Origin of the sequence: Streptomyces camelliae (genome assembly GCF_027625935.1) — a bacterium.
GTDB lineage: Bacteria > Actinomycetota > Actinomycetes > Streptomycetales > Streptomycetaceae > Streptomyces > Streptomyces camelliae.
Genome location: NZ_CP115300.1, coordinates 2802648 through 2828227 on the forward strand (window position 1 = coordinate 2802648; position 25580 = coordinate 2828227).

The 25580-nt window shown below is 70.4% G+C and carries 22 protein-coding genes; 5 read left to right on the forward strand and 17 right to left on the reverse strand.

What is annotated here, in order from left to right:
- Positions 1–273: 273 nt before the first annotated feature.
- Positions 274–1752, reverse strand: a complete 1479-nt coding sequence (gene nsdA, locus O1G22_RS12570; RefSeq protein WP_270081444.1) for a transcriptional repressor NsdA — start codon at positions 1750–1752, stop codon at positions 274–276.
- A 500-nt stretch (positions 1753–2252) separates the two neighbouring features.
- Here nsdA and O1G22_RS12575 point away from each other — a divergent pair, with 500 nt between their 5' ends.
- A complete protein-coding gene (locus O1G22_RS12575) occupies positions 2253–2915 on the forward strand; it encodes a bifunctional DNA primase/polymerase (protein ID WP_270081445.1) in 663 nt (220 codons plus the stop codon).
- Between the two features lie 96 nt (positions 2916–3011).
- On the opposite strand, the gene ftsY is transcribed toward O1G22_RS12575, so the two are convergent.
- Positions 3012–4217: a signal recognition particle-docking protein FtsY gene (gene ftsY / locus O1G22_RS12580; protein WP_270081446.1), complete on the reverse strand. Its 1206-nt coding sequence runs from the start codon at positions 4215–4217 to the stop codon at positions 3012–3014.
- Between the two features lie 359 nt (positions 4218–4576).
- On the opposite strand from ftsY, the gene O1G22_RS12585 reads away from it, so the two are divergent.
- Together O1G22_RS12585 and O1G22_RS12590 are read left to right on the forward strand one after the other, a co-directional pair.
- Positions 4577–6037 carry a cytosine permease gene (locus O1G22_RS12585; RefSeq protein WP_270081447.1) on the forward strand — a complete coding sequence of 487 codons (1461 nt, stop codon included), beginning with the start codon at positions 4577–4579 and terminating at the stop codon, positions 6035–6037.
- Positions 6038–6092: 55 nt separating this feature from the next.
- The gene (locus O1G22_RS12590; protein WP_270081448.1) at positions 6093–7073 is read left to right on the forward strand and encodes an LLM class flavin-dependent oxidoreductase; all 981 of its coding nucleotides are present in this window, start codon (positions 6093–6095) and stop codon (positions 7071–7073) included.
- A 343-nt stretch (positions 7074–7416) separates the two neighbouring features.
- Here the strand turns inward: O1G22_RS12590 and O1G22_RS12595 are convergent, their stop codons facing one another.
- The 4 genes from O1G22_RS12595 to O1G22_RS12610 form a co-directional block, all read right to left on the reverse strand.
- Positions 7417–8835: a sugar porter family MFS transporter gene (locus O1G22_RS12595; RefSeq protein ID WP_270081449.1), complete on the reverse strand. Its 1419-nt coding sequence runs from the start codon at positions 8833–8835 to the stop codon at positions 7417–7419.
- 224 nt (positions 8836–9059) lie between these two features.
- Positions 9060–12707 carry a chromosome segregation protein SMC gene (gene smc, locus O1G22_RS12600; protein ID WP_270081450.1) on the reverse strand — a complete coding sequence of 1216 codons (3648 nt, stop codon included), beginning with the start codon at positions 12705–12707 and terminating at the stop codon, positions 9060–9062.
- Positions 12708–12950: 243 nt separating this feature from the next.
- Entirely contained in the window at positions 12951–13154 is a 204-nt protein-coding gene (locus O1G22_RS12605; protein ID WP_023546484.1) for a hypothetical protein, read from the reverse strand.
- 381 nt (positions 13155–13535) lie between these two features.
- Complete coding sequence (locus tag O1G22_RS12610; RefSeq protein WP_225099291.1) at positions 13536–13817, reverse strand: acylphosphatase; 282 nt, start codon at positions 13815–13817, stop codon at positions 13536–13538.
- A 156-nt stretch (positions 13818–13973) separates the two neighbouring features.
- On the opposite strand from O1G22_RS12610, the gene O1G22_RS12615 reads away from it, so the two are divergent.
- Positions 13974–15047 (forward strand): CAP domain-containing protein, encoded by a 1074-nt coding sequence (locus O1G22_RS12615; RefSeq protein WP_270086403.1) that lies wholly within the window; start codon positions 13974–13976, stop codon positions 15045–15047.
- A 20-nt stretch (positions 15048–15067) separates the two neighbouring features.
- Here O1G22_RS12615 and O1G22_RS12620 read toward each other — a convergent pair whose 3' ends face one another.
- The 3 genes from O1G22_RS12620 to O1G22_RS12630 all read right to left on the reverse strand — a co-directional run bounded on the left by O1G22_RS12620 (position 15068) and on the right by O1G22_RS12630 (position 16793).
- Positions 15068–15499, reverse strand: coding sequence for a hypothetical protein (locus tag O1G22_RS12620; RefSeq protein WP_270081451.1), 432 nt, complete (start codon positions 15497–15499; stop codon positions 15068–15070).
- 177 nt (positions 15500–15676) lie between these two features.
- Complete coding sequence (locus tag O1G22_RS12625) at positions 15677–16156, reverse strand: GNAT family N-acetyltransferase (RefSeq protein WP_270081452.1); 480 nt, start codon at positions 16154–16156, stop codon at positions 15677–15679.
- 52 nt (positions 16157–16208) lie between these two features.
- Positions 16209–16793: a flavodoxin family protein gene (locus tag O1G22_RS12630; RefSeq protein ID WP_270081453.1), complete on the reverse strand. Its 585-nt coding sequence runs from the start codon at positions 16791–16793 to the stop codon at positions 16209–16211.
- Positions 16794–16920: 127 nt separating this feature from the next.
- Between O1G22_RS12630 and O1G22_RS12635 the strand changes: the two genes are divergently transcribed.
- Positions 16921–17322 (forward strand): winged helix-turn-helix transcriptional regulator, encoded by a 402-nt coding sequence (locus O1G22_RS12635; protein ID WP_270081454.1) that lies wholly within the window; start codon positions 16921–16923, stop codon positions 17320–17322.
- Here O1G22_RS12635 and mutM read toward each other — a convergent pair.
- The 8 genes from mutM to O1G22_RS12675 form a co-directional block, all read right to left on the reverse strand.
- The gene (gene mutM / locus O1G22_RS12640) at positions 17295–18155 is read right to left on the reverse strand and encodes a bifunctional DNA-formamidopyrimidine glycosylase/DNA-(apurinic or apyrimidinic site) lyase (RefSeq protein WP_270081455.1); all 861 of its coding nucleotides are present in this window, start codon (positions 18153–18155) and stop codon (positions 17295–17297) included. The genes O1G22_RS12635 and mutM overlap by 28 nt on opposite strands.
- A gap of 98 nt (positions 18156–18253) precedes the next feature.
- Positions 18254–19102 carry a ribonuclease III gene (gene rnc / locus O1G22_RS12645; RefSeq protein ID WP_374116176.1) on the reverse strand — a complete coding sequence of 283 codons (849 nt, stop codon included), beginning with the start codon at positions 19100–19102 and terminating at the stop codon, positions 18254–18256.
- 8 nt (positions 19103–19110) lie between these two features.
- Positions 19111–19284, reverse strand: a complete 174-nt coding sequence (gene rpmF, locus O1G22_RS12650; protein ID WP_003951102.1) for a 50S ribosomal protein L32 — start codon at positions 19282–19284, stop codon at positions 19111–19113.
- A gap of 2 nt (positions 19285–19286) precedes the next feature.
- On the reverse strand, positions 19287–19931 hold the full coding sequence (locus O1G22_RS12655; RefSeq protein ID WP_270081456.1) for a YceD family protein: 645 nt from the start codon (positions 19929–19931) through the stop codon (positions 19287–19289).
- Between the two features lie 128 nt (positions 19932–20059).
- The gene (locus O1G22_RS12660) at positions 20060–21154 is read right to left on the reverse strand and encodes a F0F1 ATP synthase subunit B (RefSeq protein ID WP_270081457.1); all 1095 of its coding nucleotides are present in this window, start codon (positions 21152–21154) and stop codon (positions 20060–20062) included.
- A gap of 57 nt (positions 21155–21211) precedes the next feature.
- Positions 21212–21691 (reverse strand): pantetheine-phosphate adenylyltransferase, encoded by a 480-nt coding sequence (gene coaD, locus O1G22_RS12665; protein ID WP_225099445.1) that lies wholly within the window; start codon positions 21689–21691, stop codon positions 21212–21214.
- A 26-nt stretch (positions 21692–21717) separates the two neighbouring features.
- Complete coding sequence (gene rsmD / locus O1G22_RS12670) at positions 21718–22305, reverse strand: 16S rRNA (guanine(966)-N(2))-methyltransferase RsmD (protein ID WP_270081458.1); 588 nt, start codon at positions 22303–22305, stop codon at positions 21718–21720.
- A 110-nt stretch (positions 22306–22415) separates the two neighbouring features.
- On the reverse strand, positions 22416–25451 hold the full coding sequence (locus O1G22_RS12675; RefSeq protein ID WP_270081459.1) for a helicase-related protein: 3036 nt from the start codon (positions 25449–25451) through the stop codon (positions 22416–22418).
- Positions 25452–25580: the final 129 nt, after the last annotated feature.

The following is a 25580-nucleotide window of genomic DNA, read 5'->3' on the forward strand; positions in this document are numbered from 1 at the left end:
TGGGCCGGTATGCGCCAGAGACTGACGCAGCGCGGTTTCGGTGGAAGCCCCTCGTTGTTTCGCCGGGGTGACGAAGGCGCCTGGCGTGTTACGCATGCATGAACTGCCGGATCTCCGGCTCGTCGATCGTTATCGTGACGCAACCTGCCGAGGAGGACTCCTCGGGGGGAGACAGGCCGGCCGCGGCGGGCCTCTCGATGACCTGGCATGGGGGAGCCGAGTCGGGCAGTTCGGGAGGCCCGGCCACGGCCGGGGCTTGGGATACCGGGGTCGTCAGACGGCCTCGGCGGTCTCCGGGAGGTCCACGGCGAGCTGGTCGGTGAGGTCGACGACGACGGCGAGGTCGCCGTAGTCCCGCGCGGCCGTGTCGACCGTCTTTCGGATACGAGTGTTCACGCGCTCGGAGCGGACCTTCTTGGCGATCTCCATCGCCCGGGTGGCGTATTCCGTGCCCTGCTCGGGCTCGCGCTGGAGCAGATGCACGGTGGCCTTGCCGATCAGGTTGAGCGCATACGACCGCTGGTGCTCCGGATCCTTGGCGAACATCTCCACGGCCCGCTGCATGAGCGGCTCGGCGAGGGAGGCGTAGGCGGGGCTGCGCCCGGCGACGTAGGCGAGGTCGCGGAAGGAGTGGGAGTTCTCGCCGTACAGCTCGGCCTCGGAGAAGAAGCGGATCCAGTCGGGGTCCGGCTCGTCCCACTCGTCGGCCTCGGTGAAGGTGTCCTCGGCCATACGGACGGCACGCTTGGTCTTGCCGGGCTGGCCCATGTTGGCGTACGCGCGGGCCTCCATCGCATACAGCATGGACTGGGTGCGCGGGCTCGCGCAGTCCCGGCTGCCGTACTGGGCGAGGTGGATGAGCTCCAGGGCGTCGTCGGGCCGGCCGAGGTGGATCATCTGGCGGCTCATGCTGGAGAGGATGTACGAGCCGAGCGGCTTGTCACCGGCCTCCTTGGCCGCGTGCAGGGCGAGGACGAAGTACTTCTGCGCGGTGGGCTGCAGACCGACGTCGTACGACATCCAGCCCGCCAGCTCGGCCAGTTCGGCCGCGACCTTGAACAGAACGCGGGTGGTGGCCTCGGGCTGGGGCTCCTGGAGCAGGTCCGTGACCTCGTGCAGCTGGCCGACGACCGCCTTGCGGCGCAGGCCGCCGCCGCACTGGGCGTCCCACTGGCGGAACATCCGGGTGGTGGACTCCAGCAGCTCCAGCTCGGGCCGGGACAGCCGGCCGGGGCGGCGCGGGTCGAGGAGGGGCGCGGGCTCGGCCGCCACCGGGGAGGCGGGGCTCGGCACGAGCCAGCGCTGCATGGGCTCGATGAGGGAGGGGCCGGCGGACAGTGCGAGGGAGGTGCCGAGGAAGCCGCGCCGGGCGAGCATCAGGTCGCTGCGCGAGAACTCGCTGAGCAGGGCGACCGTCTGCGGTCCGGTCCAGGGCAGGTCGACGCCGGACGCGGAGGGTGACTGGCGGGCGGCGCGCAGACCGAGGTCCTCGATGGAGACCACACAGCCGAAGCGCTCGGAGAACAGCTCCGAGAGGATGCGCGGGATCGGTTCGCGGGGATTCTCGCCGTCCAGCCAGCGCCGTACGCGCGAGGTGTCGGTGGAGATGTGGTTGGCGCCCAGCTGGCGGGCGCGGCGGTTCACCTGGCGGGCCAGCTCGCCCTTGGACCAGCCGCTGCGTACGAACCACGAGCCGAGCAGCTCGTTGGGGCGCTTGTCAGCGTTCGTCCCGCTACCGCCGTTGCCGCTCACTGGAACGCCCCCATCCCTGAGACCTCTTGTCGCCGTCGCGAACCTCGGTCGCCCCGAAGGGAGACCGCCACGCGCCAGCCCTATCAGAATGCCGGTAAATACGGCCTCCCGTCCGGCGGTTGTCACCCATCGAACGAGTTGACGACTGGCCTCCGGCAACCCATGGATGCATATGCCCCGAAGACTCGCACACTCACAGTAATCCTACGATCACCGGTCCAGCCATGGCGATCCAGGAAACGCCACCATTCGCCACCCCTTCGAATGAACTCACGATCCCTGGTCCGCGATTCACTTGACATAGGACGACCGAAAGTGGGCGGAGTGAGGCACGTGGGGGCGCGTGACCGTCGGCGCGCCACCCGAAGCGCTTCCAGGCGCCGCTTCGACCTCGCGCGTGGCCCGGGGCCGGCACGGGAAGGCGGAGCCCTAGCATTACGTTCCGCTTTCGCCTCGTTCCGTGTCGTAACCACCGGCGCGCTGGACCCGTTGGAGGGGGCATGGGCTTCACGATCGGCGGCATTCGCGAGATCCGCTCCAGCACGCGGCGGCGCGGCCGTTCCTCGGAGTGCACCGCCGTCGCCGAGTTCACCGGGCTGTGGGGCTGGGACGTGGTGCCGGGCGCACGGGCCGCGGCGGGCGCCTGCTCGTGCGGGCACGCCGACTGCCCGGCGCCGGGGGCCCATCCGCTCGACTTCGCGCCCCAGGTGCCGGCCGGGGCCACGCTGGACGAGGTGAGCAAGGCCTGGGCGGAGTTCCCGGGGGCCGCGGTGATGCTGCCGGTGGGCCAGGCCTTCGACGTCATCGAGGTCTCCGAAGCGGCCGGCCGGCGCGCGCTGGTCCGGCTGGAACGCATGGGCCTCCCGCTCGGCCCGGTGGCCGCGACTCCGGACGGCCGAGCCCACTTCCTCGTCGCCCCGGGCGCCGCCGCCGACCTGCCCCGGCTGCTCTACCGCATGGGCTGGGACGACCCCTCCGCCCTGGACCTGCGCGGCCTCGGCCCCGGTGCGTACATCACGGCCCCGCCCTCCGACCGGGGCGGCCTGGGCCCGGTGCGCTGGCTGCGCCCGCCGGCGCTGGACTCGGCGACGGCACCTCCGGCGGCCCGGCTGCTGCTGGGCACGCTGGCCTATGTGGCGCACCGGTCGCGGGCGCAGGCGTAACCCCTGACGCCGGTCCGCACAAGGCGAAGCGCCCGTCCCCAACTGCACCTTGGGGCCGGGCGCTTCTCGCGCACAGGTAGTGAATTCACTACCTGATCAGTCACCGATCAGCGCGTCCACGAACGCCTCCGGCTCGAACGGCGCGAGATCGTCCGCGCCCTCGCCGAGTCCGACCAGCTTGACCGGCACGCCCAGCTCACGCTGGACCGCGACGACGATGCCGCCCTTGGCGGTGCCGTCGAGCTTGGTGAGCACGATGCCGGTGATGTCCACGACCTCGGCGAAGACCCGGGCCTGCACCAGACCGTTCTGGCCGGTGGTGGCGTCCAGGACGAGCAGCACCTCGTCCAGCGGCGCGTGCTTCTCCACGACCCGCTTGACCTTGCCCAGCTCGTCCATGAGGCCGGTCTTGGTGTGCAGGCGGCCGGCGGTGTCGATGAGGACGACGTCGACACCGATCTCCTTGCCCTCCTTGACCGCGTCGAAGGCCACGGAGGCCGGGTCGCCGGCCTCGGGGCCGCGCACGGTGTGGGCGCCGACGCGCTCGCCCCAGGTCTGGAGCTGGTCGGCGGCGGCGGCGCGGAAGGTGTCGGCGGCACCGAGCACGACCGTACGGCCGTCGGCGACGAGCACGCGCGCGAGCTTGCCGGTGGTGGTGGTCTTGCCGGTGCCGTTGACGCCGACGACCATCACGATGCCGGGCTTGCGGTCCTCGGGCTCGGTCTTCACCGTGCGGTCGACGTCGGTGCCGACCAGCTTGAGCAGCTCCTCGCGCAGCAGGCCGCGCAGCTCCTCGGGGGTGCGGGTACCGAGCACCCTGACGCGCTCGCGCAGGCCCTCGACCAGTTCCTGGGTGGGCTGCACGCCGACGTCGGCGGTGAGCAGGATGTCCTCGATCTCCTCCCAGGTCTCCTCGTCCAGGTGCTCGCGCGAGAGCAGCGTGAGCAGGCCCTTGCCGAGGGCGTTCTGGGAGCGGGACAGGCGGGTGCGCAGCCGGACCAGCCGGCCGGCGGTGGGCTCCGGGATCTCGATCTCCGGAACCTCTTCGACGACGGGAGGCTCCGCCACGGCGACCGGTGCGGGGCCGCCGGGGAGGTCCACCTCCTCGATCGTCCGGCGCGGTTCGTCGCGCGGCGTCTCGGCCTCGTCGCCGACGTGCGGCTCGGCCGGGGGCGCGGTGATGTCGGGCGTCTTCGGGGGTGGCGGAGGCAGCGACTTCCGGCGCCGGCTGCCCACGATCAGCCCACCGAGCGCGCCGAGCACGACCACGGCGATGACTACAGCAAGGATGACGGTTTCCATAACGACTCAAGTATGGCGTGACCTCCCGCCCGGCCCCTTCGTTGTACACGCGGGGCCGAGGGCCCCGCCGGGCCGGGCCGGCCCGCGGCCGATCTCAGGTCGGCCGGAAGCCCCCTCGGGGCTGAGTCACAACGGCTCCAGTATGCGGGGCCACAGGGTACGCAGAAGCGTCCCCAGGGTGTGTCACGACCCATGCGGTGGGCCGTGACACACCCTCGCTGCGAGAGCCTGTTTGTGGCTTCCTCTGAGAGACAAACGCCACTTAAGGCGAGGAGTGGGATCAAAGTACGATGGTGGCGACTCCGTCGACGCGCGTAGAGTCCCGACCGTCCCCTTCCCCCCACGGCAGGCCCTTTTTGATGAGCAAAACCGTCGAGACCGAAGGCGCTCTCGAAACCCGAGGCATCGAGCAGGTCCCGGATCACGAGCGCACCGGGAAGACCCGGGAGCTGTTCCCGACCTGGGTCGGCGCGAACATCAGCGTGCTGCTGCTGACGATGGGCGCGAGCCTCGTCGTGGCGTACCACCTGAACATCTGGCAGGCGCTGGTCGTCGCGGTGGCGGCGCCGGTCGTGTCGTACGGCCTCGTCGGGCTGATCGGGATCGCGGGCAAGCGCGGCGGCGCGCCCGGCATGGCGCTGTCGCGTGCGGTCTTCGGCCAGCGCGGCAATCTGCTGCCCGGTTCGCTGATCTGGGTCGCGCGCTGGGGCTGGGAGACGATCAACGCGGTGACCGGCGCGTACGCGATGCTCACCATCCTGGACATCCTGTTCGGCCTGAAGGCGAACAGTGTGCTCGACATGGTGACGCTGCTGGTCTTCGTCGTCGCGACGTTCGCGATCTCCGGGCTCGGCATCAACGCCGTGCAGAAGTGCAACAAGTACGCGACGTACCTCTTCGGCGTCTTCTCGGTGCTGGTGCTCGTCTACCTCATCGCGAACACGAACTGGTCGAAGGTGCTGCACCACGGCGGCGGCTCCACGGCCGCGGTGATCACCGGTGTCGGCATGATCGCGGCGGGCGGTGTCAGCTGGATCCCGACGGCGCCGGACTTCACCCGCTACCTGCCGCGCACGGCGTCCTCGAAGGCGATCGTGGGTACGGCGGTGGGCGGCGCCGGCATCGTCGTGCTGCCCATGGTCCTGATGGGCGCGGTGATGGCGGTCTCGACCCCGGACCTGGCCTCGGCCACCGACCCGGTGTCCTTCCTCGGCGAGATCCTGCCGACGTGGATCGCGGTGCCGTACCTGTTCATCGCGCTGATCGGCATGCTGCTGATCAACTCGATGTCGATGTACTCGGCGGGCTTCACCGCGCAGACCCTCGGCTTCAAGGTGCCGCGGCACTGGGCGGTCTCGGTGAACGCCGTGATCTCGCTGGTCTTCGGCGGGGTGCTGATGCTGGTGGCGACGAGCTTCATGGGCTCCTTCATCGCCTTCCTGTCCCTGCTCGCGGTCGCCTTCTCCGCCTGGGTGGGCGTGTTCGGCGCGGACATGCTGCGCCGCACGGAGTACGACGGCGAGGCCATGGCCGACACGACCCGCACCAGCGCCTACTGGTACAAGGGCGGCTTCTCCCCCGCGGCCGTGGCCGCCTGGGCGATCGGCCTGCTGTCGGGCCTGATGTTCACGACCTCGGACTGGTTCACCGGCCCGCTCGCGAAGAACAACGTCATCGGCGAGTACGGCCTCGGCTGGGTCGCCACGATCGTCATCTCGGGCCTGCTGTACGTGATCCTGCCGAAGCCGGCGGTGGTGCAGCCGGCGCCGGCCCGCGAGCAGGCGGCGGAGGCCAGGGAGTCTGCGACTCTGGCCGTCTGACGCTACGTCAGCTACCGTCCCCCTCCACCGCATCGCACCGGAGGGGGACTTTCCCATGCCCGTCACGGTCGTCCGCTTCAATCTCGTCGCCCCGGGTGCCGCGCCCGCCGCGCTCTCCGCCCGTTACCGGGCCGCCGTGGAGATGGCCGCGTACGCGGACGAGCGCGGGATCAGCACCGTGCAGACCGAGGAGCATCACGGCGCCGCGAACAACTGGCTGCCGTCGCCGTTCGCCTTCGCGGGCGCGGTGTTCGGGGCGACCCGGAACATCGCGGTGACCGTGTCGGCGGTGATCGGCCCGCTGCACGATCCGCTGCGGCTGGCCGAGGAGATCGCCGTACTGGACCTGCTGAGCGGCGGGCGGCTGGTGACGGTGGCGGGGATCGGCTACCGGCCCGAGGAGTACGCCCTGTTCGGCGTCGACTGGAAGCGCCGGGGCCGGCTCCAGGACGAGCTGCTTCAGACGCTGCTGAAGGCGTGGTCCGGCGAGGAGTTCACCTACCGGGGCCACCGGGTACGGCTCACCCCGCGCCCGTTCACCGATCCGCACCCGCTGCTGCTGGTCGGCGGCTCCTCCAGGGCCGCCGCCCGCCGGGCCGCCCGGCTGGGGCTGCCGTTCTTCCCGAGCGCGCACCTGCCCGAGCTGGAGGCGTACTACAAGGAGAAGCTCACCGAGTACGGCACCGAGGGCTGGTCGCTGATGCCCGCCGCCGAGACGCCGCTCCTGCATATCGCCGAGGACCCGGACCGGGCGTGGACCGTGTACGGCGAGCACTTCCTGCACGAGGCCCGGACCTACGCCTCCTGGCAGTCCGGGCAGATCCGCTCGGCGGTGAGGTCGGCGGCCACGACGGTGGACGAGCTCCGCGAGGAGGGCGTGTACCGGATCCTCACCCCGGAGCAGTGCGTGGCGCTGGGTGCCGACAGTCTCGTGCTCCATCCGCTGGCGGGCGGGATGCCGGTGGCGGAGGGGTGGCGCAGCCTCAGGCTCTTCGCGGAGCGGGTGCTTCCGGTGCTGGCGGATCGAGCCGCGTGAGGAGGGCGCGCAGCGGCACGGCCTCGGCCGGATCACCGCCGCCGGCCCACAGCGCGGCAACGGCGGTGGGCCGTGCGTGCGGGTGGGTGGCGACGGTCAGGGAACTGCCGAGCCGTACGCGTGGTCCATCGACGCCCAGTCGACGTCGTGGAGTCCGTCGAACATGTGGATCACTATGCCGGACGGCACTGACAATGCGGCTGACCTGCGGCGAAGGGGCCGTACGGCACACCGCCGCCCCCGTTCCGGGCAGTGACCGGAACGGGGGCGGCGGACGGTACGGGGAGAGGGCAGCGGGGACTTGGCCCTTCTCCCCGAGTTCACGGGGCCTCCTGGGCGGAGGTCAGCCCATCTCCTCCAGCGACTTGCCCTTCGTCTCCTTGACGAACTTCAGGACGAACGGGATGGAGAGGGCCGCGAAGACCGTGTAGATGATGTAGGTGCCGGAGAGGTTCCAGTCGGCCAGCGACGGGAAGCTCGCGGTGATGGCCCAGTTGGCGATCCACTGCGCGGAGGCGGCCACACCGAGGGCGGCGGCGCGGATCTTGTTCGGGAACATCTCGCCGAGGAAGACCCAGACCACCACGCCCCACGACAGGGCGAAGAAGAGGACGAACACGTGGGCGGCGATCAGGGCGACCCAGCCCTGGGTGCTCGGCAGCTTGCCGTCGACCAGGTGGTAGCTGAACGCCCAGGCCTCCAGGGCCAGGCCGACGACCATGCCGACGGAGCCGATGAGGGCCAGCGGCTTGCGGCCGACGCGGTCCACGAAGATCATCGCGATCACGGTGCCGACGATGTTGATGATCGACGTCGTGAAGGAGTAGAAGAACGAGTCCGCCGGGTCGATGCCGACCGACTGCCACAGCGTCGAGGAGTAGTAGAACGCGACGTTGATGCCGACGAACTGCTGGAAGACCGACAGACCGATACCGATCCAGACGATCGGCTTGAAGAAGAAGCCGCCGCCGAGCAGGTCCTTGAAGGTGGACTTGTGCTCGCTCTGCATCGCGTGCTCGATCTCGGCGACGCGGGCGTCCAGGTCGGCGTCCTGGCCCTCGACCTCGGCCAGGATCTCCTTGGCGCGCTCACGCTTGCCGACGGAGAGCAGGAAGCGCGGGGACTCGGGGATCGCGAAGGACAGCAGGCCGTAGAGGACGGCCGGGACGACCATGACGCCGAGCATGACCTGCCAGGCCTCCAGGCCCATCAGGTGGCCGCGCTGGTTGCCGTCGGCGGCGTTCAGCAGGCCCCAGTTGACCAGCTGGGAGACGGCGATGCCGATGACGATCGCGGCCTGCTGGAAGGAGCCGAGCCGGCCGCGGTAGGCGGGCGGGGCGACCTCGGCGATGTAGGCGGGGCCGATGACGGAGGCCATGCCGATGGCGAAGCCGCCGACGACGCGCCAGAGGGCGAAGTCCCACAGGGCGAAGGGCAGCGCCGAGCCGACGGCGCTCACCGTGAACAGTACGGCGGCGATCTGCATGACGCGGATGCGGCCGATCCGGTCGGCTATGCGGCCGGCGTAGGCGGCACCGATGGCGCAGCCGATCAGGGCGATCGCGATGACCTGGGCGAGCGCGGCGGAGCCGATGTCGTAGCGGCTGCGGATGGCCTCGACCGCGCCGTTGATCACGGAGCTGTCGTAGCCGAAGAGGAAACCGCCCATGGCGGCGGCCGCCGCGATGAAGATGACGTGCCCGAGATGATCGGGATGAGCCGTTCTGGCTCCTGACTGAGGTGCCTGCGCTGTGCTGGTCACGTGTATCTCCTCGGGCCGCGGCAACGCTGCCGGGGTGGGGGTGAGCCCTGTCAGGTTCAAGTGGTGCATAGGTCCACACCGCTCACACCTGAAGGTAAAAGCAACGTTGCAGAGACTATGCCTTCAAGTTTCGAAGTCAATAGGTCAACGGCTGTGAGCTTTGAGATATGCCCGGTTGCCCAGCGTTCATTTCTTGAACACAGAGTGAGTTGATCTTGGAGTGCTCAACGTAGGCGCTGGGAGATCACCTTCGACACGCCGTCGCCCTGCATGGACACGCCGTAAAGCGCGTCGGCGACCTCCATCGTGCGCTTCTGGTGCGTGATCACGATCAGCTGCGAGGCCTCCTGCAGCTCCTGCATGATCCGGATCAGCCGCTGGAGGTTGGTGTCGTCCAGCGCGGCCTCGACCTCGTCCATGACGTAGAACGGGCTGGGCCGGGCCTTGAAGATCGACACCAGCAGCGCGACGGCCGTCAGCGAGCGTTCGCCGCCGGACAGCAGGGAGAGCCGCTTGACCTTCTTGCCCGGCGGGCGCGCCTCGACGTCCACGCCGGTGGTGAGCATGTTGTCGGGATCGGTCAGGACCAGCCGTCCGTCACCGCCCGGGAAGAGCCGGCTGAAGACGCCCTCGAACTCGCGGGCGGTGTCCCGGTACGCCTCGGTGAAGACCTGCTCGACGCGCTCGTCGACCTCCTTCACCACCTGAAGCAGGTCGGCGCGGGTCTTCTTCAGGTCCTCCAGCTGTTCGCTCAGGAACTTGTGCCGCTCCTCCAGCGCCGCGAACTCCTCCAGCGCCAGCGGGTTGACCTTGCCGAGCTGCTGGTACGCCCGCTCGGCCGCCTTGAGCCGCCGCTCCTGTTCGGCCCGGTGGAAGGGGCGCGGCTGGTTACGGGGATGGTCGGGGTCGTCCGGCAGCTGCTCGCCCTCGGCGGGGAGCGAGGGCGGCACGGGCTGGTGCGGTCCGTACTCCGACACCAGTCCTTCCGGTTCGACGCCCAGCTCCTCCAGCGCCTTGGTCTCCAGCTGCTCTATCCGCAGCCGCTTCTCGGCGCCGAGCACCTCGCCGCGGTGGACGGAGTCGGTCAGCTTGTCGAGTTCCGACTTCAGTTCGCGGCCGGCGGTGCGGGCGGCGGTCAGCTCCTGTTCCCGCTGTGCCTTCGCGGCCTCGGCGGCGGAGCGTTCCCGCTCGGCGCGGGCGAGGGACACCTCGATGTGCGCGAGCAGCTGCCGGGCGCCGGAGGCGACGGCCTCGGCGACGGCCGCCTCGTGGCGCAGCCGGGCCCGGCGCTGCTCGGCACGCGCGCGTGCCTCGCGTTCGGCGCGGGCGGCCCGGTCGAGCGAGTCGGCCCGCCCGGCCAGCCCCTTGACCCGCTCCTCGTGGGTACGGACCTGGAGCCGGGCCTCCATCTCGGTCTGCCGCGCGTTGGCCCCGTCGGCGGCAAGCCGGTCGCGCACGGAGGTGTCCGGCTCCTCCTCGACCGGCATCTCCTCGGCGACAGCCAGCCGTTCGGCCAGCTCCTCCGCCTCCTGTACGGCCTTCTCCAGCGCCTCCTGCGCGCGGGCGGCGGCCGCGGTGGAGCGCTCGGCCTCCCCGGCGGCGCCGCGCGCCTGTCCGGCGAGCCGGCCGAGCTGCTGGGCGACGGCCGACTTCTCCCGGTCGGCGGCCCGGCGCCGCTCCGCCAGTTCTTCCACAAGGGCGGCGGCCTCGGTACGGCGTTCGGCTGCCGCATGCTGTGCCTCGGTGAGTTCCTCGCAGCGCAGCGCCAGCTCTTCCAGCTCGGCCGCGGCTTCGTCGACCGAGGCCTGCACCTCCAGCAGGCTCGGTGCGCCCGCGGAGCCGCCGTGGGCGAAGTGGGCGCCCAGCAGGTCGCCTTCGGCGGTGACGGCTGTCAGGTCGGGGTGGGCGTGGACCAGGTCTTCCGCGTCCTCCAGGGTGTCCACCACGACGATGCCGTGGAGGAGGCGGTGGACGGCGGGCATGAGGTCGGCGGGGCCGCGGACCAGCTCCGCAGCGAAGCGCCCCCGGGGAAGGGGGGTGACGGCAGGTTCGGCGTCTGCGGGTTCATCGTGGCTTGTCGCGCCACGCGGCGGAGCCGCATGTCGATACTGCCCCGCGCCCCTTCGGTGCGCGTCCCCCGAGGTTGGCTCCGTCGGCCCCGCCAGCAACAGTGCTGCCCGGCCGCCGTCCTGCTTGCGCAGCATGCGGATCGCCTCGGCCGCCGCCGCAGGGGTCGATACGGCGATCGCGTCCGCCGCCGCGCCGAAAGCTGCGGCCAGCGGGATCTCGTGGCCCGGGGTGACCGTCAGCAGCTCCGCCGCCGGGCCCAGAATCCCGGTGAGCCGGTCCCGTGCCCCCAGCAGTATCCCGCTACCGTCCTTGCGCCTCAGCCCCAAGGCCAGGGCCTCCCGGCGGGCCTGGGTCGCGGCTCGGCGGCGTTCGGCGGCGGTGAGTGCCTCGCGGGCCGTACTCAGGGCGGACTCCGCCTCCGCCAGTTGCCGCTTGGCCGCCTCGTGCTGGTCGGTCAGGTGCGCGTCGTCGGCGTCGAGGCCGTCCACCTCGGCCTTGAGGGCCTCGTACTCCTCCTGGGCGGTGACCGCGCGTTCCTGGGCCTCGTCGCGGGCCGCGGCCAGCCGGTCGATCTCGGCCTGGGCCGAGGCGGCGCGGGAGCGGGCCGCGTTGACCTGGCCGGTCAGCCGGGCCAGGCCCTCTCGGCGGTCGGCGATGGCGCGGGCCACGTCCCTCAGCCGGCGTTCCTCGACGGCCAGTTCCCGTTCCAGCTCGGCCCGGTGGGCGACCGTGTCGTCCAGGGCGTGCTGGGCCGCGTCCAGGGCGGCCTCCAGCTCGGCCTCCTGCTCCCGGATGCGGGCGGCCTCGCGCTCCAGGTCCTCGGGGTCGCGGCCGCGGCGCTCGTCGGGGGGCGCGGACGTCGCGCTCTTCACGCGCGCGTCGGCCAGCGAGATCGTGCCGCGGACGCGTTCGGCCAGCTGGGACAGTTCGTACCAGGTCTGCTGGGCGCGCTGGAGGCGGGGCGAGAGCTGCCGTACCTCGTCCTCCAGCAGGGCCTCGCGCTGCTGGGCCTTCTTCAGCTCCTGTTCGGCCGCCTCCTTGCGTTCCTTCAGGGCCGCCTCGTCGGCGATCTCCGTCTTCAGGGCCTCGCGGAGGCGTACGAGGTCGTCGGCCAGCAGGCGCAGGCGGGCGTCCCGCAGATCCGCCTGGATGACCGCGGCCCGCCGGGCGACCGCCGCCTGGCGGCCCAGGGGCTTGAGCTGGCGACGCAGCTCGTCCGTCAGATCCTGCACGCGCGCGAGGTTGGCCTGCATCGCGTCCAGCTTGCGCAGGGCCTTTTCCTTGCGCTTGCGGTGCTTGAGGACGCCGGCCGCCTCTTCGATGAAGGCGCGGCGGCCCATGGGGTCGGCGTGCAGGACGGAGTCGAGCTGGCCCTGGCCGACGATGACGTGCATCTCGCGGCCGATGCCGGAGTCGGACAGGAGTTCCTGGATGTCGAGGAGCCGGCAGGTGTCGCCGTTGATCTGGTACTCGCTGCCGCCGTTGCGGAACATGATCCGCGTGATGGTGACCTCGGCGTACTCGATGGGCAGCGCCCCGTCGGAGTTGTCGATGGTCAGGGACACCTCGGCGCGGCCCAGGGGCGGGCGGCCGGTGGTGCCGGCGAAGATGACGTCCTCCATCTTGCCGCCGCGCAGCGACTTGGCGCCCTGCTCGCCCATGACCCAGCTGAGCGCGTCCACGACATTGGACTTGCCCGAGCCGTTCGGGCCGACGACACACGTGATGCCCGGTTCGAACCGGAGTGTGGTCGCCGAGGCGAACGACTTGAACCCGCGGAGGGTCAGGGCCTTGAGGTGCACGCCGCTGGACTCTACCGGGCGCCGCTATCTCACTCCATGAACACTCGCAACCGCGCGGTTTCGCCAGTGAACATGCAGGGCACACCGTACGTTAAAGAGGGTGAAAGGATGCGCGGGGGAAGAAAAGAAGGGACGCCGAAGCGTCCCTTGCAACTCTGACGGCCGGGTTGCGGTCGTCCGTTCCTGAGCGGTTGATGACGACAGCCCGATCGCTGCGACTGTTGTCGTGGAGCGATGCAGGGATCAGGTGAGCGCAGGCTCCGCCTGGTGTGCGTCGATGCTCTCCATGATCCTGTCCTGAGAGGCGGCAGCCGTCAGCGCGTCATTCTCCGCCTGGATCCGTACGAGCTCGGACTCCAGGTCCTGGACACGCTGCTGCAGCCGTCGCATCTCGGCGAGGAGTCGAGGGTCGGAGCCGCCGACGTAACCGAGAAGCGCCTTTGCCATGATGGATGGTCCTCCACACTGAGTGACCGACCGATGCGGTGTGGGTCGTGAGGGATTCGCACCCGCGGTGCTTGGCACATCCGGGTGTTGCTCTGCTGTTGCTTCATGCCAAACAGCTAAGGTGCGCGGGGCTTTCAGCGTCTCACCAAAAAGTTTGACGGTCAACACGATCACGCCCCGTATTGGTGGGCGAACCGGGGGCACGCGGCCGGGAAATCGGCGGCGCGGCGACTCTTCCGGTGCCTCGGGGCGTGACGATCAGTCGTTCCTGCGGAGCCTGCCATGCCGGGCCGGTCTTGGCAACCACCAGGCTCTTTCACTCTCCGTACGCGCCCCCGGCGGCTCCCCGCGCGCCGGTCCGTACGGCACCGGGGGCCCGGCTCAGCGGATGGCGAAGCCGTCGTAGCCGCCGCGGGGTGTGTCCCAGATCTCGGTGACACCCTCCACGCGCCCGGGCGTGTCGTCGCCCTGGAGCCAGTCCAGCAGCCCCTCACAGCCCTCGCGCGACCCTTCCGCCACCACTTGGACGCGGCCGTCGGCCAAATTGAGAGCAAAACCACTCAGGCCGCCGATCTCCAGTGCCTTGGCTCGCGTGAACCAGCGGAAACCCACACCCTGGACGTAACCACGCACCCAGGCGACCAGTCGTACATCCTCGCTCATGGATGCAACCTAACCGGCCGTTGTCGCTCGGAACACATCCTCGCTCAGCGGCATGGGGTACCGTCCCGCCCAATGAATCTCATATGAAACTCACTCGATCGAGTGAGTCGGGTCGGTCAGAGGGACGACCGCGAGGACGAGGAAGAGGGCAAGGACATGGGCCGCCACCGACGCTCACGCTCCGCCACCGGGAGTGACGACCCGCAGAACTCGTACCCGCAGGACGCCATCGAGCGGGACCCTTACGCGCTGGAGCTCTACCGCGGTGACCGAATACCCAAGGGCACCGCGCCGTATCTGAACCCGGAGGCCTACGCCGAGACGAACGCCAGGGCTCACGCCTATCTGTTCGCCGGCGAGGACGGCCCGGGCTCCGGTGCGGGCGGCAGGTTCGCCCCGTCCGGCGACTCCCCCCGCCGGCGCCGGAAGAGGGCCGGACGGCCGGTGCGCGCGGGACTGCTCGGTACGGCCGCCGCGCTCGCGCTCGGCACGACCGCGGTGGCCACGGGTGTGGTGCCGGGTCTGGAGCACTACAGGCTCGGCGGCGGCACGGACACGAGCGGCGGCGAGCGGGTGCAGGCGGCGGACTCGCCGGGCAACACCGCGGCCGAGCAGGGCGGTACGTCGGGCAGCGCGGGCAGTCGCGTGGGCGGCGCCGGTGCCGGCCCGGTCGCCACGCGCCCGGAGTCCCCGAGCCCGTCCGCCTCGGCGTCCCCCTCGACGTCGGCCTCCCCGACGCCCACCCCGTCGAAGACGGCGTCCGGGACACCGGCGCCGCAGGCCACCGCGGCCAAGCCGACGGTCACCCCGTCGCGGGCGGCGAGCAAGGCGGCCCCGGTGACGTTGCCGGCGCAGGCCGCCGCCGAGGCGGAGGTACTGAAGCTCGTCAACGAGGAGCGGTCGAAGGTCGGGTGCAGCCCGCTGTCGGCGAACTCCTCGCTGACCAGGCTGGCCGAGGCGTTCAGCGACGAGATGGCCGCGCGGGGCTTCTTCGACCACACCGACCCGGACGGCAAGTCGCCGTGGGACCGGGCGGCAGCGGCCGGCATCAGCAATCTGGGCGGGGAGAACATCGCCCGCGGCCAGGCCGACGCGGCGGCCGTGATGCAGGCCTGGATGAACAGCCCCGGCCACAAGGCGAACATCCTGAACTGCGAATTCAAGACGCTCGGCGTCGGCGTCCACTTCGGCTCGGGCGGCCCCTGGTGGACACAGGACTTCGGTTACTGAGACAACCGCAGGTCAGAAGCCTAGGAACCCTCCCGGTTGGTGTTTCTGTTGTGTATGTGCAGGCGGATGTGGTTGTTGCCGGGCTCGTCATTGTTGTTGCGGTTGTGCCTGTGCAGGCGGCCGTGTCCGCTGCTCCAGTTGTTCCCCTGATCACCGGAACCGTTGCCCTGACTACTGCCGGAACCATTGCTCTGACTACTGCCGGAACCGTTGCCCTGATCACTACCGGAACCATTGCTCTGATCACTGCCGGAACCATTGCCCTGGGTGCCGCCCGGCGGCTGTACGCGCGGCAGGAACGCCAGAGAAGCGACCGATGGTGCCGACTCCGGCGATGCGGACGAGGGATGATCAGCCGCGCTTGATACGCCGGTGCCGACTGCCAGGGCGAGGATGGGCGCCGCACACACGGCAGCGACCATTGGCCCCTTTCCGGCCTTCTTTGCGAGCATGTCGACACCCCTTGAGGGGTTTGGTGAACGATCTCTCCCCATCGAGTGTTTCGACCTGGCGTCCGGCGTTGGCAGAGCCGGACGGCCTACAGCGTACGGGCCGGTTGGGCACTGTCGGCGGCGGGTGGGAGGCCGCAGGTCAGAGGGCCGCCCCTCACTTCTTCGGGTACCGACCGCTCAGAGAGCGCGGCGATAGGCCAGTCCGGGACGGCCGCCCAGCCGTCTCTCGCCGACGACGGTGAACCCGGTGCGGGCGAGCACGGCCTGTGAGGCCGCGTTGTCGAGGGTGGTCGCGGCCGTCAGGAAGGTCAGCCCGTACGTCCCGGCGGCCAGGGCGGCGAGCTCCCGCACGGCCCAGGTGGCCAGGCCCCGGCCGGCGGCGTGCTCGGCGATCCGGTACCCGAGCTCGGCGCCGCCGTCCGCCACGTCGTAGAGGTTGATCCGCCCCAGCACCTCGCCGTCGGCGCCGGCCACCACATGGAAGCGACAGACGCCCGCCTCCTGCTCGGCGAGCAGGGCGCTCAGCCGCTCGTCGAACCGGGCGAAGTACTCATCGCCCCGGTCCGGGACGGACGCGGCGAAGTACGCGCGGTTCTCCCGCTCGAAGGCGAGGAGTGCGGGGGCGTGGTCCGGGCGGAGCAGCTGCAGCTCGGGCATGCGGGGACTGTACGCATCCCGGCATGCCCGTGTCCCCCGCTTTTCGGCGGCGTCAGGCCGTGGCCAGACCCCGCGCGAACACCCGCGCCGTCTCCGTCACCCGGCGGCCCAGGTGCTCGGCGGTGGCTATGTCCGCCTTGTGGACGCCCTCGGGACCCTGGTCGTTGTTGCTCTGCGCGGCGGCGCCGGAGAAGAAGCCGAGGCGGTTGAGGTCGTTCTCCGAGGCGGTGCTGGCGTTCCAGCCGGGGAGCAGACCGAGGTTCACCCAGTGCATGCCGTGCTGGGCGGCGAGGGTCTGGAAGAACTGCAGGGTGTGCAGCTTGTCGCCGCTCTTGGAGGCGGAGTTGGTGAAGCCGGCGGCCAGCTTGTCCTTCCAGTCCTGGCCGAACCAGCGCTTGGAGGTCGCCTCGGCGAAGACGTGGAAGGCGCCGGAGGCGGTGCCCATGTAGGTGGGCGAGCCGAAGACGATCGCGTCGGAGCGGTCCAGCGTCTCCCACTGCTCGTCGGTGATCTCGTCGACCTTGATCAGGTGCACCTCGGCACCCGCGTCGGCGGCTCCGGCGCGGACGGCCTCGGCGAGGACGGCGGTGTGGCCGAAGCCGGAGTGGTAGGCGATGGAAATGACAGGGGTGGTCACTACAGACTCCTCGATCGGACAGCCCGGAAAGCGAGTGGGCAGCTCAAAAGCACTGACCTCAGGAAAGCACTAACTTTTAGATAGTGCAACCTGGTGGTTAGCGCTGCATCGGCGTACGCTTACCGCCATGACCGCCACCACCCCGGACCAGGACCAGGACAACCTCGCCTACGACGTCTTCGCCAAGGCCTGCCCGTCACGCACGACGCTGGAGCACGTCACGGGCCGCTGGGGCGGGCTGACGCTCGGGGCGCTGTTCGAGGGGACGCTGCGCTTCAACGAGCTGCGGCGCCGGGTCGACGGAGTGAGCGAGAAGATGCTGTCCCAGACGCTGCACGCACTGGAGCGCGACGGCTTGGTGCACCGCGCGGCACAGCCGACGAACCCGCCGCGTGTGGACTACGACCTGACTCCGCTGGGCCGCCAGGTCGCCGAGCGGCTGCTCGCCCTCATCCACTGCGTGGAGGGCTCGATGGACGACGTGCTGGCGGCACGCGCGCGTTACGACGAGACGCGCGGCGCCCTCTGACACTTCGGGCAGAAGTAACTGGACCGGTTCATCCAGGGCCGGCGGCGGATCGGCGTACCGCACCGCTTGCAGGGCTCGCCCTCACGGCCGTACGCGTCCAGGGACCGGTCGAAGTAGCCCGACTCTCCGTTGACGTTGACGTACAGGCTGTCGAAGCTGGTGCCGCCGACGGCGAGAGCCGCGTTCATCACGTCCCGGACGTGACCGAGGAGTTCCGTCGTAACTGGGCGGGTGAAGTTCGCCGTGGGACGCTCGTAGTGGATGCGGGAGCGCCACAGCGCCTCGTCCGCGTAGATGTTGCCGACCCCGCTGATCAGCGACTGGTCCAGCAGGGCCCGCTTGATGGTGGTCCGCTTGCGGCGCAGCGCCTGATGGAAGGCCTCGTCGTCGAACAGTGGATCGAGGGGGTCGCGGGCGATGTGCGCGATGACGTCGGGCAGGCCGCCCGGGGTGTTGTCGTGCAACGACAGCCCGCCGAAGGTGCGTTGGTCGACGAAGCGCAGTTCCGTGCCGAGGGAGTCGGCGAACCGGACCCGGATGCGCAGGTGCTTCTCGTCCGGCGCCTCGTGCGGCTGCACCAGCAGCTGGCCGCTCATCCCGAGGTGGGCGAGGACGGACTGGTTCGTCTCCTCCAGCGGCAGCCACAGGTACTTGCCGCGCCGGCTGGGCGTGCCGATGTGGTGGCCCTTGAGGCGGTGCGCGAAGTCGTCGGCGCCCGCTATGTGCCGGCGTACGGCGCGCGGGTGCAGCACCTCGACCTCGGCGACGGTGCGGTGGGCGACCCAGCGCGCGAGACCGCGCCGGACGACCTCGACCTCGGGCAACTCGGGCATCGGGACCCCCGTACGGAGCGGTCGTACACAAGCGGTGGACGAGCCGAGCGCCCGCCCCTTTCGTCAGCGACGGGGCGGGCGCTCGGTACTGCTGTGGGTCAGACGGAGGCGGACGACGACTCGCCGCCCTCGGCCGCGGCGGCCTTGGCAGCCTCGTCGGCTTCCCTGGCCTCCTTGGCCGCCTTGGCGCGCTCGTCCGCCGCGGCCCGGATGGCCCGCCAGGCGGACTCGGCGGCCTGCTGCTCCGCCTCCTTCTTGCTGCGGCCGGTGCCGGTGCCGTACGAGACGCCTCCGACGCGGGCGGCAGCAGTGAAGGTCTTCTCGTGGTCGGGGCCGGTCTCCGTGACCAGGTACTCGGGCACGCCGAGCCCCTCGATCGCGGTCAGCTCCTGCAGGGACGTCTTCCAGTCCAGGCCTGCGCCCAGGTTGGAGGACTTCTCGATCAGCGGGTCGAAGAGCCGGTGGACCAGCTCGGAGGCCGCGTCGAGGCCCTGGTCGAGATAGACCGCGCCGATCACCGCTTCCAGGGTGTCGGCGAGGATGGACGCCTTGTCCCGGCCGCCCGTGCCCTCTTCACCACGGCCGAGCCGGATGAAGGCGCCCAGGTCGAGGCCGCGCCCCACCTCCGCCAGCGCACGCGAGTTGACCACCGCGGCCCGCAGCTTGGCCAGCTGGCCCTCGGGCAGGTCGGGGTGGGTGCGGTACAGCGTGTCCGTGACGACGAGACCGAGGACGGAGTCACCGAGGAACTCCAGCCGCTCGTTCGTCGGCAGACCGCCGTTCTCGTACGCGTAGGAACGGTGGGTCAGCGCACGCACCAGAAGGGCGGACTCGACCTGGTAGCCGAGCCGCCCTTCCAGAAGCGTATGGGACGAGGCCTGGTTGTCCGCTGGGCTCCCGCTCGTGCGGGAGGAGTTCTTCTTGGGCGTGGACACAGTGCCTCTCACCAGCCCGCTCAGACTTCGAGGACCTGGCGCTTGTTGTAGGTGCCGCAAGACGGGCACGCGATGTGCTGCTGCTTGGGCTCGTGGCAGCGCTCGCACGCAACCAGGGTGGGGACCGCAGCCTTCCACTGCGACCGGCGGTGGCGCGTGTTGCTGCGCGACATCTTCCGCTTCGGAACAGCCACGGCTACTTCTCCTGCTTCTCGTCGACGCCCGCTTCGGCGCCGCTCATCTCGTCCTTCTCGCCGTCTTCGAGTGAACCGGCGAGTCCCTGCAAAGCCGCCCAACGGATGTCGACGGCGTCGTGGTGGTGGTCCGGGTCGTCCGCGAGCCGCGCTCCGCACTCGGAGCACAGGCCCGGACAGTCTTCCTGGCACACCGGCTGCATCGGCAGTGCGAGCACCACCGCGTCACGCAGCAGAGGTTCGAGGTCGAAGAGTCCGTCCTCGATGAAGAACCTGTCCTCGTCGTCCTCGGCGTCGTCGCCCGGTTCCGCGATCACGCGGCCCCGGTCGTCGGCGTCAGGGTACGAGAACAGCTCCTGGAAGTCCGCTTCGAGCTCCAGCTCGACCGGCTCCAGACACCTTACGCACTCCCCCTCGGCCTGTGCACGGGCGGTGCCTGTGACGAGCACCCCTTCCATGACCGACTCAAGCCGGAGTTCGAGCTCCACCGGGGCGCCGTGCGGCACTCCGATGACTCCCTGGATCCCGAGATCCGCGGGGGCGTCGATCGTGCGGGTCAGGCGCTGCAGCGCGCCAGGACGCCGGCCCAGCTCGTGTGTGTCGAACACGAGAGGGTTGCGGTGGTCGAGGCGGGCGTTGGGAGCCATTCCTGCTTTCGATCTTCATGCTCGGAGGGACGCCGCCCGTCGGTGTTCCAGGCAGCGCTGATCGCGGACATACGCGCGACCGAAGAGCCAGGATACTGGACCTTTCGCTCAGGGCCCAATCCGGTCCCTCACTGCAGACCGCGCCCTTGCTCGTACGCCCGCAGCTGCTCAGCGCTGATCATGCTCGTGTCGAAAAGACTGGTCTCGTCCAGAGCGTAGCCCTGCTGATGGGGCTGCTCGGGCTGGTAGCCGCTCTGCTGGGAGTCGTACGAGCCCTGGTAGGCGGCGGCGTACGGATCGGCCTGCTGGTAGCCGTAGGCGTCCTGCTGACCGCCGTAGCCGGGCTGCTGCGGGAAGCCGGGAGCACCTCCCGCCGGAGCGTAGCCGGAGGTGGGGGAGTACGGGTCCGGCTGCTGCTGGTAGCCGTAGGCCGGCTGCGGCTCGTACGACGGCTGCTGCGGCGGCTGTGCGGGCCGCTCCTGGCGCTCGGCCGGGGCGTCCTGCTCGGCGAGGGCCGCGAGGTCGGCGAGGTAGTCGGCGTCGCTGGAGTGCTGGAAGGTCGTGGTGTCGTCGGCGAGGGCGCCGAGGTCGTCCGTGGCGATCCGGCCGTGCAGCTTCTGCCGGCCGCGGCCGACGGCCTCCAGGGTCTTGGCGAGGACCGCCTCGAAGGCGCCCAGCTTGGCGTCGACGTAGGCGTCGGCGTTGTGGCGCAGGGTCTCGGGGTCCTGGCTGCGCTCGGGGGCGTCCTCGTCCTCGTAGCCGTTCTCGTCCAGGCCGGGGCCGGTGCCGAGCAGCTTCTCGCGGCCGCGGCCGACCGAGCCGAGGGTCTTGGTGAGGACGACCTCGAAGTTGGCGAGCTTGGAGTCGACGTAGTCGTCCGCCTCGGCGCGGACCTCCTCGGCCTCCTGGCGGGCCTCGGCAAGGATCCGGTCGGCCTCGTTCTGGGAGCGGCGGGCGACCTCGGTGTCGGAGATCAGCGAGCCGCGCTCGGCGTGCGCGTTCTCGATGATCCGCTCGGCCTCCAGCCGGGCCTGCTCGACCATCTGCTCACGGTCGCCGATCAGCTCCTGCGCCTGCGCGAGGGAGCCGGGCAGCGCCTGGCGCAGCTCTTCCAGCATCGCGAGCAGCTCGGCGCGGTTGATCACGCAGGACGCCGACATGGGCATGGCCCGGGCGCCGGCGACCGCGGAGACGATCTCGTCGAGCTTCTTCTGCACGTCCACCTGTGCTCGCCACTCTCTACAGCCGGGTTGGAGACGGACGGGACGACTGTAGTCCCATCAGTCCTTGCGCAGGCGCTTGTTCAGGGCCTCCAGCACCGGGGCCGGCACCAGGTGGGAGACGTCGCCGCCCCAGGCCGCGACCTCCTTCACCAGGGAGGAGGAGAGGAAGCTGTAGGTGGGGTTGGTGGGCACGAACAGCGTTTCCACGCCGGTCAGGCCGTTGTTCATCTGGGCCATCTGCAGCTCGTAGTCGAAGTCGCTGACGGCGCGCAGGCCCTTGACGATGGCGGGGATGTCGCGCTGCTTGCAGAAGTCGACGAGGAGGCCGTGGAAGGCCTCGACCCGGACGTTGGCGTAGTCGGCGGTGACCTCGCGGATCAGCTCGATCCGCTCCTCGATCTCGAACAGGCCCTTCTTGGACTTGTTGATCATCACCGCGACGTAGACCTCGTCGTAGAGACGGGAGGCACGGGCGATGATGTCGAGGTGTCCGTTGGTGATCGGGTCGAACGACCCGGGACAGACGGCGCGGCGCACTTGTGATCCCTCGCTCTCCGGTCCGGTCATCGTGCGTCTTCGCACGTAGAGGCGGCGCGACCGTACCAAAACGTTCCCTCGCCGTAACGACGGGACCGGAGCGCCTCGAAGCCGTCCGGCCACTGGAATTCGCCGCCTCTGGTGCTGCGCTCCACGGTGACGAGCGCTTGCTCAGCGAGCCAGCCTTCCGAGCGGAGTGTGAGCAGAATCTCGCGAAGATCGTGATCTGTGACAACGTACGGGGGGTCGAGGAAGACCAGGTCGTACGGCTCGGCGGGGGGTGCGGTTCTGATCACTTGTTCCGCTTTGCCCGCTCGGACTTCGGCGCCGGGGAGGCCGAGGTTTCTTACGTTTTCCCTGACTGTGCGGGCCGCGCGGGCGTCGGCTTCCACGAGGAGCGTGTGGCTCGCGCCCCGGGAGAGGGCCTCCAGGCCTACGGCACCGGAGCCGGCGTAGAGGTCGAGGACTCGTTCGCCGTCCAGGGGGCCGCCCAGCAGTGACTGCCAGGTGGAGAAGAGACCTTCGCGTGCGCGGTCGGAGGTGGGGCGGGTGCCGGTGCCGGGCGGCACGGCCAGGCGGCGTCCGCCGGCTGCGCCGGCGATCACGCGGGTCATGGGGGGTCCTTCTTCATGGGCGGCTTTACGGTTCATTGTGGCTGGTCGCGCCCGGGCGGCGGTAGCCGCATGGTCCATACAGCCCCGCGCCCCTTCGGGGGCGTTTCACCTCAGCCCTTTTCCAAGAACTGCTCCCTCTCCTCGTCCAACAAGGCGTCCAGGGCCGTGCGCAGGCCGGGAAGGTGCTCCAGCTCCGGATCCTCCGCCACCACCGCCGTCGCCTCCTCTCTCGCCTCCGCGATGACCTCCTCGTCCTCGATGACCGCGAGGACGCGCAAGGAGGAGCGGGCGCCGGACTGGGCCTGGCCGAGGACGTCGCCCTCGCGGCGCTGTTCGAGGTCGATGCGGGAGAGTTCGAAGCCGTCGAGGGTGGCGGCGACCGCGTTCAGGCGCTGGCGGGCGGCGCTGGCCTCGGGCATCTCGGTGACCAGCAGGCACAGGCCGGCGGCCGAGCCGCGGCCGACGCGGCCGCGGAGCTGGTGGAGCTGGGAGACGCCGAAGCGGTCGGCGTCCATGATCACCATGGCCGTGGCGTTGGGGACGTTGACGCCGACCTCGATGACGGTCGTGGCGACCAGGACGTCCGTCTCGCCGGCCGCGAAGCGGCGCATGACCGCGTCCTTGTCGTCCGGGTTCATACGGCCGTGGAGGACCTCCACCTTCAGGCCCTGGAGGGGGCCCTTGGCCAGCTGGTCGGCCACGTCGAGGACCGCGAGCGGGGGGCGTTTCTCCGCCTCGTCCTCCGGGGACTTCTTCTTGCCGGCCTTCTTGGGGTCGTCCTCCTCGTCCCCGATGCGGGGGCAGACGACGTACGCCTGATGGCCGTTCGCCACCTCCTCGCGGACCCGCTCCCAGGCGCGGGCCAGGAAGTGGGGCTTGTCGGCGGCCGGGACGACATGGCTGGCGATGGGCGAGCGGCCGGCCGGGAGCTGGTCGAGGACCGAGGTCTCCAGGTCGCCGAAGACGGTCATCGCGACCGTGCGCGGGATGGGGGTGGCCGTCATGACGAGGAGGTGCGGGGGCTGTTTGCCCTTGCCGCGCAGGGCATCCCGCTGTTCGACGCCGAAGCGGTGCTGTTCGTCCACGACGACCAGGCCGAGGTCGTGGAACTGGACCTTGTCCTCGATGAGCGCGTGCGTGCCGATGACGATGCCGGCCTCGCCGGTGACCAGGTCCAGCAGGGCCTGGCGGCGGGCGGCGGCCCCCATGGAGCCGGTGAGCAGCACGACCTTGGTGGCCTGCTCGGCGCCGCCCAGCATGCCTCCCTCGGCGAGCTCGCCCATCATCTCCGTGACCGACCGGTGGTGCTGCTGGGCGAGCACCTCGGTGGGGGCGAGCATGGCGGCCTGGCCGCCGGCGTCGACCGTGGCGAGCATGGCGCGCAGGGCCACCATCGTGTTGTGGGTGACCGTGAAGTTGTCGGTGACGTACGCGTGGCTCGGGTGAGCGACGCTGATGCACTGCACGGGTTTTCGTCCCACGTACTCGACGGCACGGATCCCTCGGCGGAAGGTGTCGTCCTCGGGACGTGGGCTCACGCGCTCGGCTTTGCGGGTGAGCCTGAACGGTGCGTATGCGTCGGGCAGGGCCAGCGAGACGTCGAAGGCGGCCTTCTCCGGCAGCACGCGGGCCCGGCCACCGAGCGACCGGACGAGCCAGGCGACATCGTCGGCGAGCCTGCGCGAGGCCGAGCACAGGGAGATGCTCAAGCCGTCCTCGCCGACGGTGCCATCGGCGTCCAGAAGGCCTTGCAGCAGAGCGAGACGGTTCTTGATCGAAGTGTTCTTGAAGTCGTCCGGGACGCATTCGTGCCGGGATGATCCGTCCCCCAGCGAGAGACCCAGCAGATACGGATCGAGCGGCAGCCCCGAGTCGGCCCCGAGATCAACCGGGGTGGCTGCCGGGAGGTACCACTTCGAAGATCCGTCGGCTTCGGACGTGTCCAGCCGGAGCTCCCGGGTCGTCATGACCTCGGGGGCCTGGCCCCGGTGCCATCCGCCACTCGTGCCGACGATCCAGAGATGCTCGTCGTCGCACTCGACGGAGCTTCCATCGGAAAGGACCAGGCGCCAGACCTCACGCTCCCCTTGCGGGAACACACCGTCGATGAGCGCGATCTCCCCGTCCGGCACGACAACCTCGTCCCCCACCGCCATGTCCCCCATGCGGCGGAAGCCTGCGGGAGTGAGCACGAGAGAGTCGAGCGGCTGTGCCTTGCCCGAACCCACCTCACCTTGCAGCAGCCGGTGCATCGGATGCTCGGTCGCCAGGTCGTCGAAGATCTCCTTGGAGACCTTCTGCTGGCCCTCGGTGAGGGTGAAGGGGAGGCGGTCGTCGAAGGCGGTGAGCAGCCCGTCGGGCGTGGGGCGCCGGGGAACGGCCGGGAGCAGGGCGTCCGCGTGGCGGCGGCGGGCCAGGGCCACCTGGAGGACGAAGGCCTCGTCCCACTTCAGGCGGGCGCGGGCGTCGGCGATGTCCGCCTTGGTGTGCGGGCGATGGATCTTGAGCAGGGCCTCGGGGAGCGGGAGGAGGGCGCGGCCCTCGCGGAGGGACGGCGGCAGCGGGTCGACCGCCTCCTGGGCGGTGGGCAGGACCGTCTGGACCGCCTTGCCGATCTTCCAGGACTCCAGTTTGGCCGTGGCCGGATAGATGGGGATCAGGGCGCCGGCCCAGGCCTCGACGGTCTCGCCGCCGTCGCCGCGCAGCAACTCGTAGGCAGGGTGGGCCAGTTGGAGGCGGCGGTTGAAGACGGAGACCTTGCCGGCGAACATCGCGCGCGTGCCCGGCAGCAGCTCCTTGTGCGGCTTGTGGACGCCGTTGCCGAAGAAGACCAGCTGGAGCCGGCCGCTGCCGTCGGTGATCGTGACCTCCAGGCGCTGGCCCTTGCCGCGCGGGGCCTTGGCGGAGGCGAAGGTGTGCAGCCGGGCGTCGGCCACCTGGGCGACCACCGTGACGTGCTCGTCCATGGGGAGGTCGGCGAGGTGGGTGAGCTGGCCGCGCTCCTCGTATCTGCGCGGGTAGTGGTGGAGGAGGTCGCCGACGGTGTGCAGGCCGAGGTGCTCGGCCATCACCTTCGCGGTGGCGGGGCCGAGCACTGACTTCAGGGGCTGCTTCAGTGGTTCGTTCAGTGCGGGCACGAGATCCATTGCACACCACGGCACTGACAATGCCGTATATGTCTCCGGAAAGTCCTGGTCAGGCGGGTCGTTCGGGCCCTAGGATGGCGCGCTCCGGCCATCCTTCGCGGTCACCGCCCCCTCCGGGACCGCCCGACC

What these genes read in the sequence shown, in the direction of transcription:
- O1G22_RS12675 (WP_270081459.1), bottom strand. Translation starts at nt 25,451, where the DNA reads ATGGATCTCGTGCCCGCACTGAACGAACCACTGAAGCAGCCCCTGAAG.
- O1G22_RS12585 (WP_270081447.1), top strand. Translation starts at nt 4,577, where the DNA reads ATGAGCAAAACCGTCGAGACCGAAGGCGCTCTCGAAACCCGAGGCATC.
- O1G22_RS12620 (WP_270081451.1), bottom strand. Translation starts at nt 15,499, where the DNA reads ATGCTCGCAAAGAAGGCCGGAAAGGGGCCAATGGTCGCTGCCGTGTGT.
- mutM (WP_270081455.1), bottom strand. Translation starts at nt 18,155, where the DNA reads ATGCCCGAGTTGCCCGAGGTCGAGGTCGTCCGGCGCGGTCTCGCGCGC.
- O1G22_RS12605 (WP_023546484.1), bottom strand. Translation starts at nt 13,154, where the DNA reads ATGGCAAAGGCGCTTCTCGGTTACGTCGGCGGCTCCGACCCTCGACTC.
- O1G22_RS12590 (WP_270081448.1), top strand. Translation starts at nt 6,093, where the DNA reads ATGCCCGTCACGGTCGTCCGCTTCAATCTCGTCGCCCCGGGTGCCGCG.
- O1G22_RS12655 (WP_270081456.1), bottom strand. Translation starts at nt 19,931, where the DNA reads ATGGCTCCCAACGCCCGCCTCGACCACCGCAACCCTCTCGTGTTCGAC.
- O1G22_RS12635 (WP_270081454.1), top strand. Translation starts at nt 16,921, where the DNA reads ATGACCGCCACCACCCCGGACCAGGACCAGGACAACCTCGCCTACGAC.
- O1G22_RS12610 (WP_225099291.1), bottom strand. Translation starts at nt 13,817, where the DNA reads ATGAGCGAGGATGTACGACTGGTCGCCTGGGTGCGTGGTTACGTCCAG.
- O1G22_RS12625 (WP_270081452.1), bottom strand. Translation starts at nt 16,156, where the DNA reads ATGCCCGAGCTGCAGCTGCTCCGCCCGGACCACGCCCCCGCACTCCTC.
- O1G22_RS12575 (WP_270081445.1), top strand. Translation starts at nt 2,253, where the DNA reads ATGGGCTTCACGATCGGCGGCATTCGCGAGATCCGCTCCAGCACGCGG.
- ftsY (WP_270081446.1), bottom strand. Translation starts at nt 4,217, where the DNA reads ATGGAAACCGTCATCCTTGCTGTAGTCATCGCCGTGGTCGTGCTCGGC.
- O1G22_RS12615 (WP_270086403.1), top strand. Translation starts at nt 13,974, where the DNA reads ATGGGCCGCCACCGACGCTCACGCTCCGCCACCGGGAGTGACGACCCG.
- rsmD (WP_270081458.1), bottom strand. Translation starts at nt 22,305, where the DNA reads ATGACCCGCGTGATCGCCGGCGCAGCCGGCGGACGCCGCCTGGCCGTG.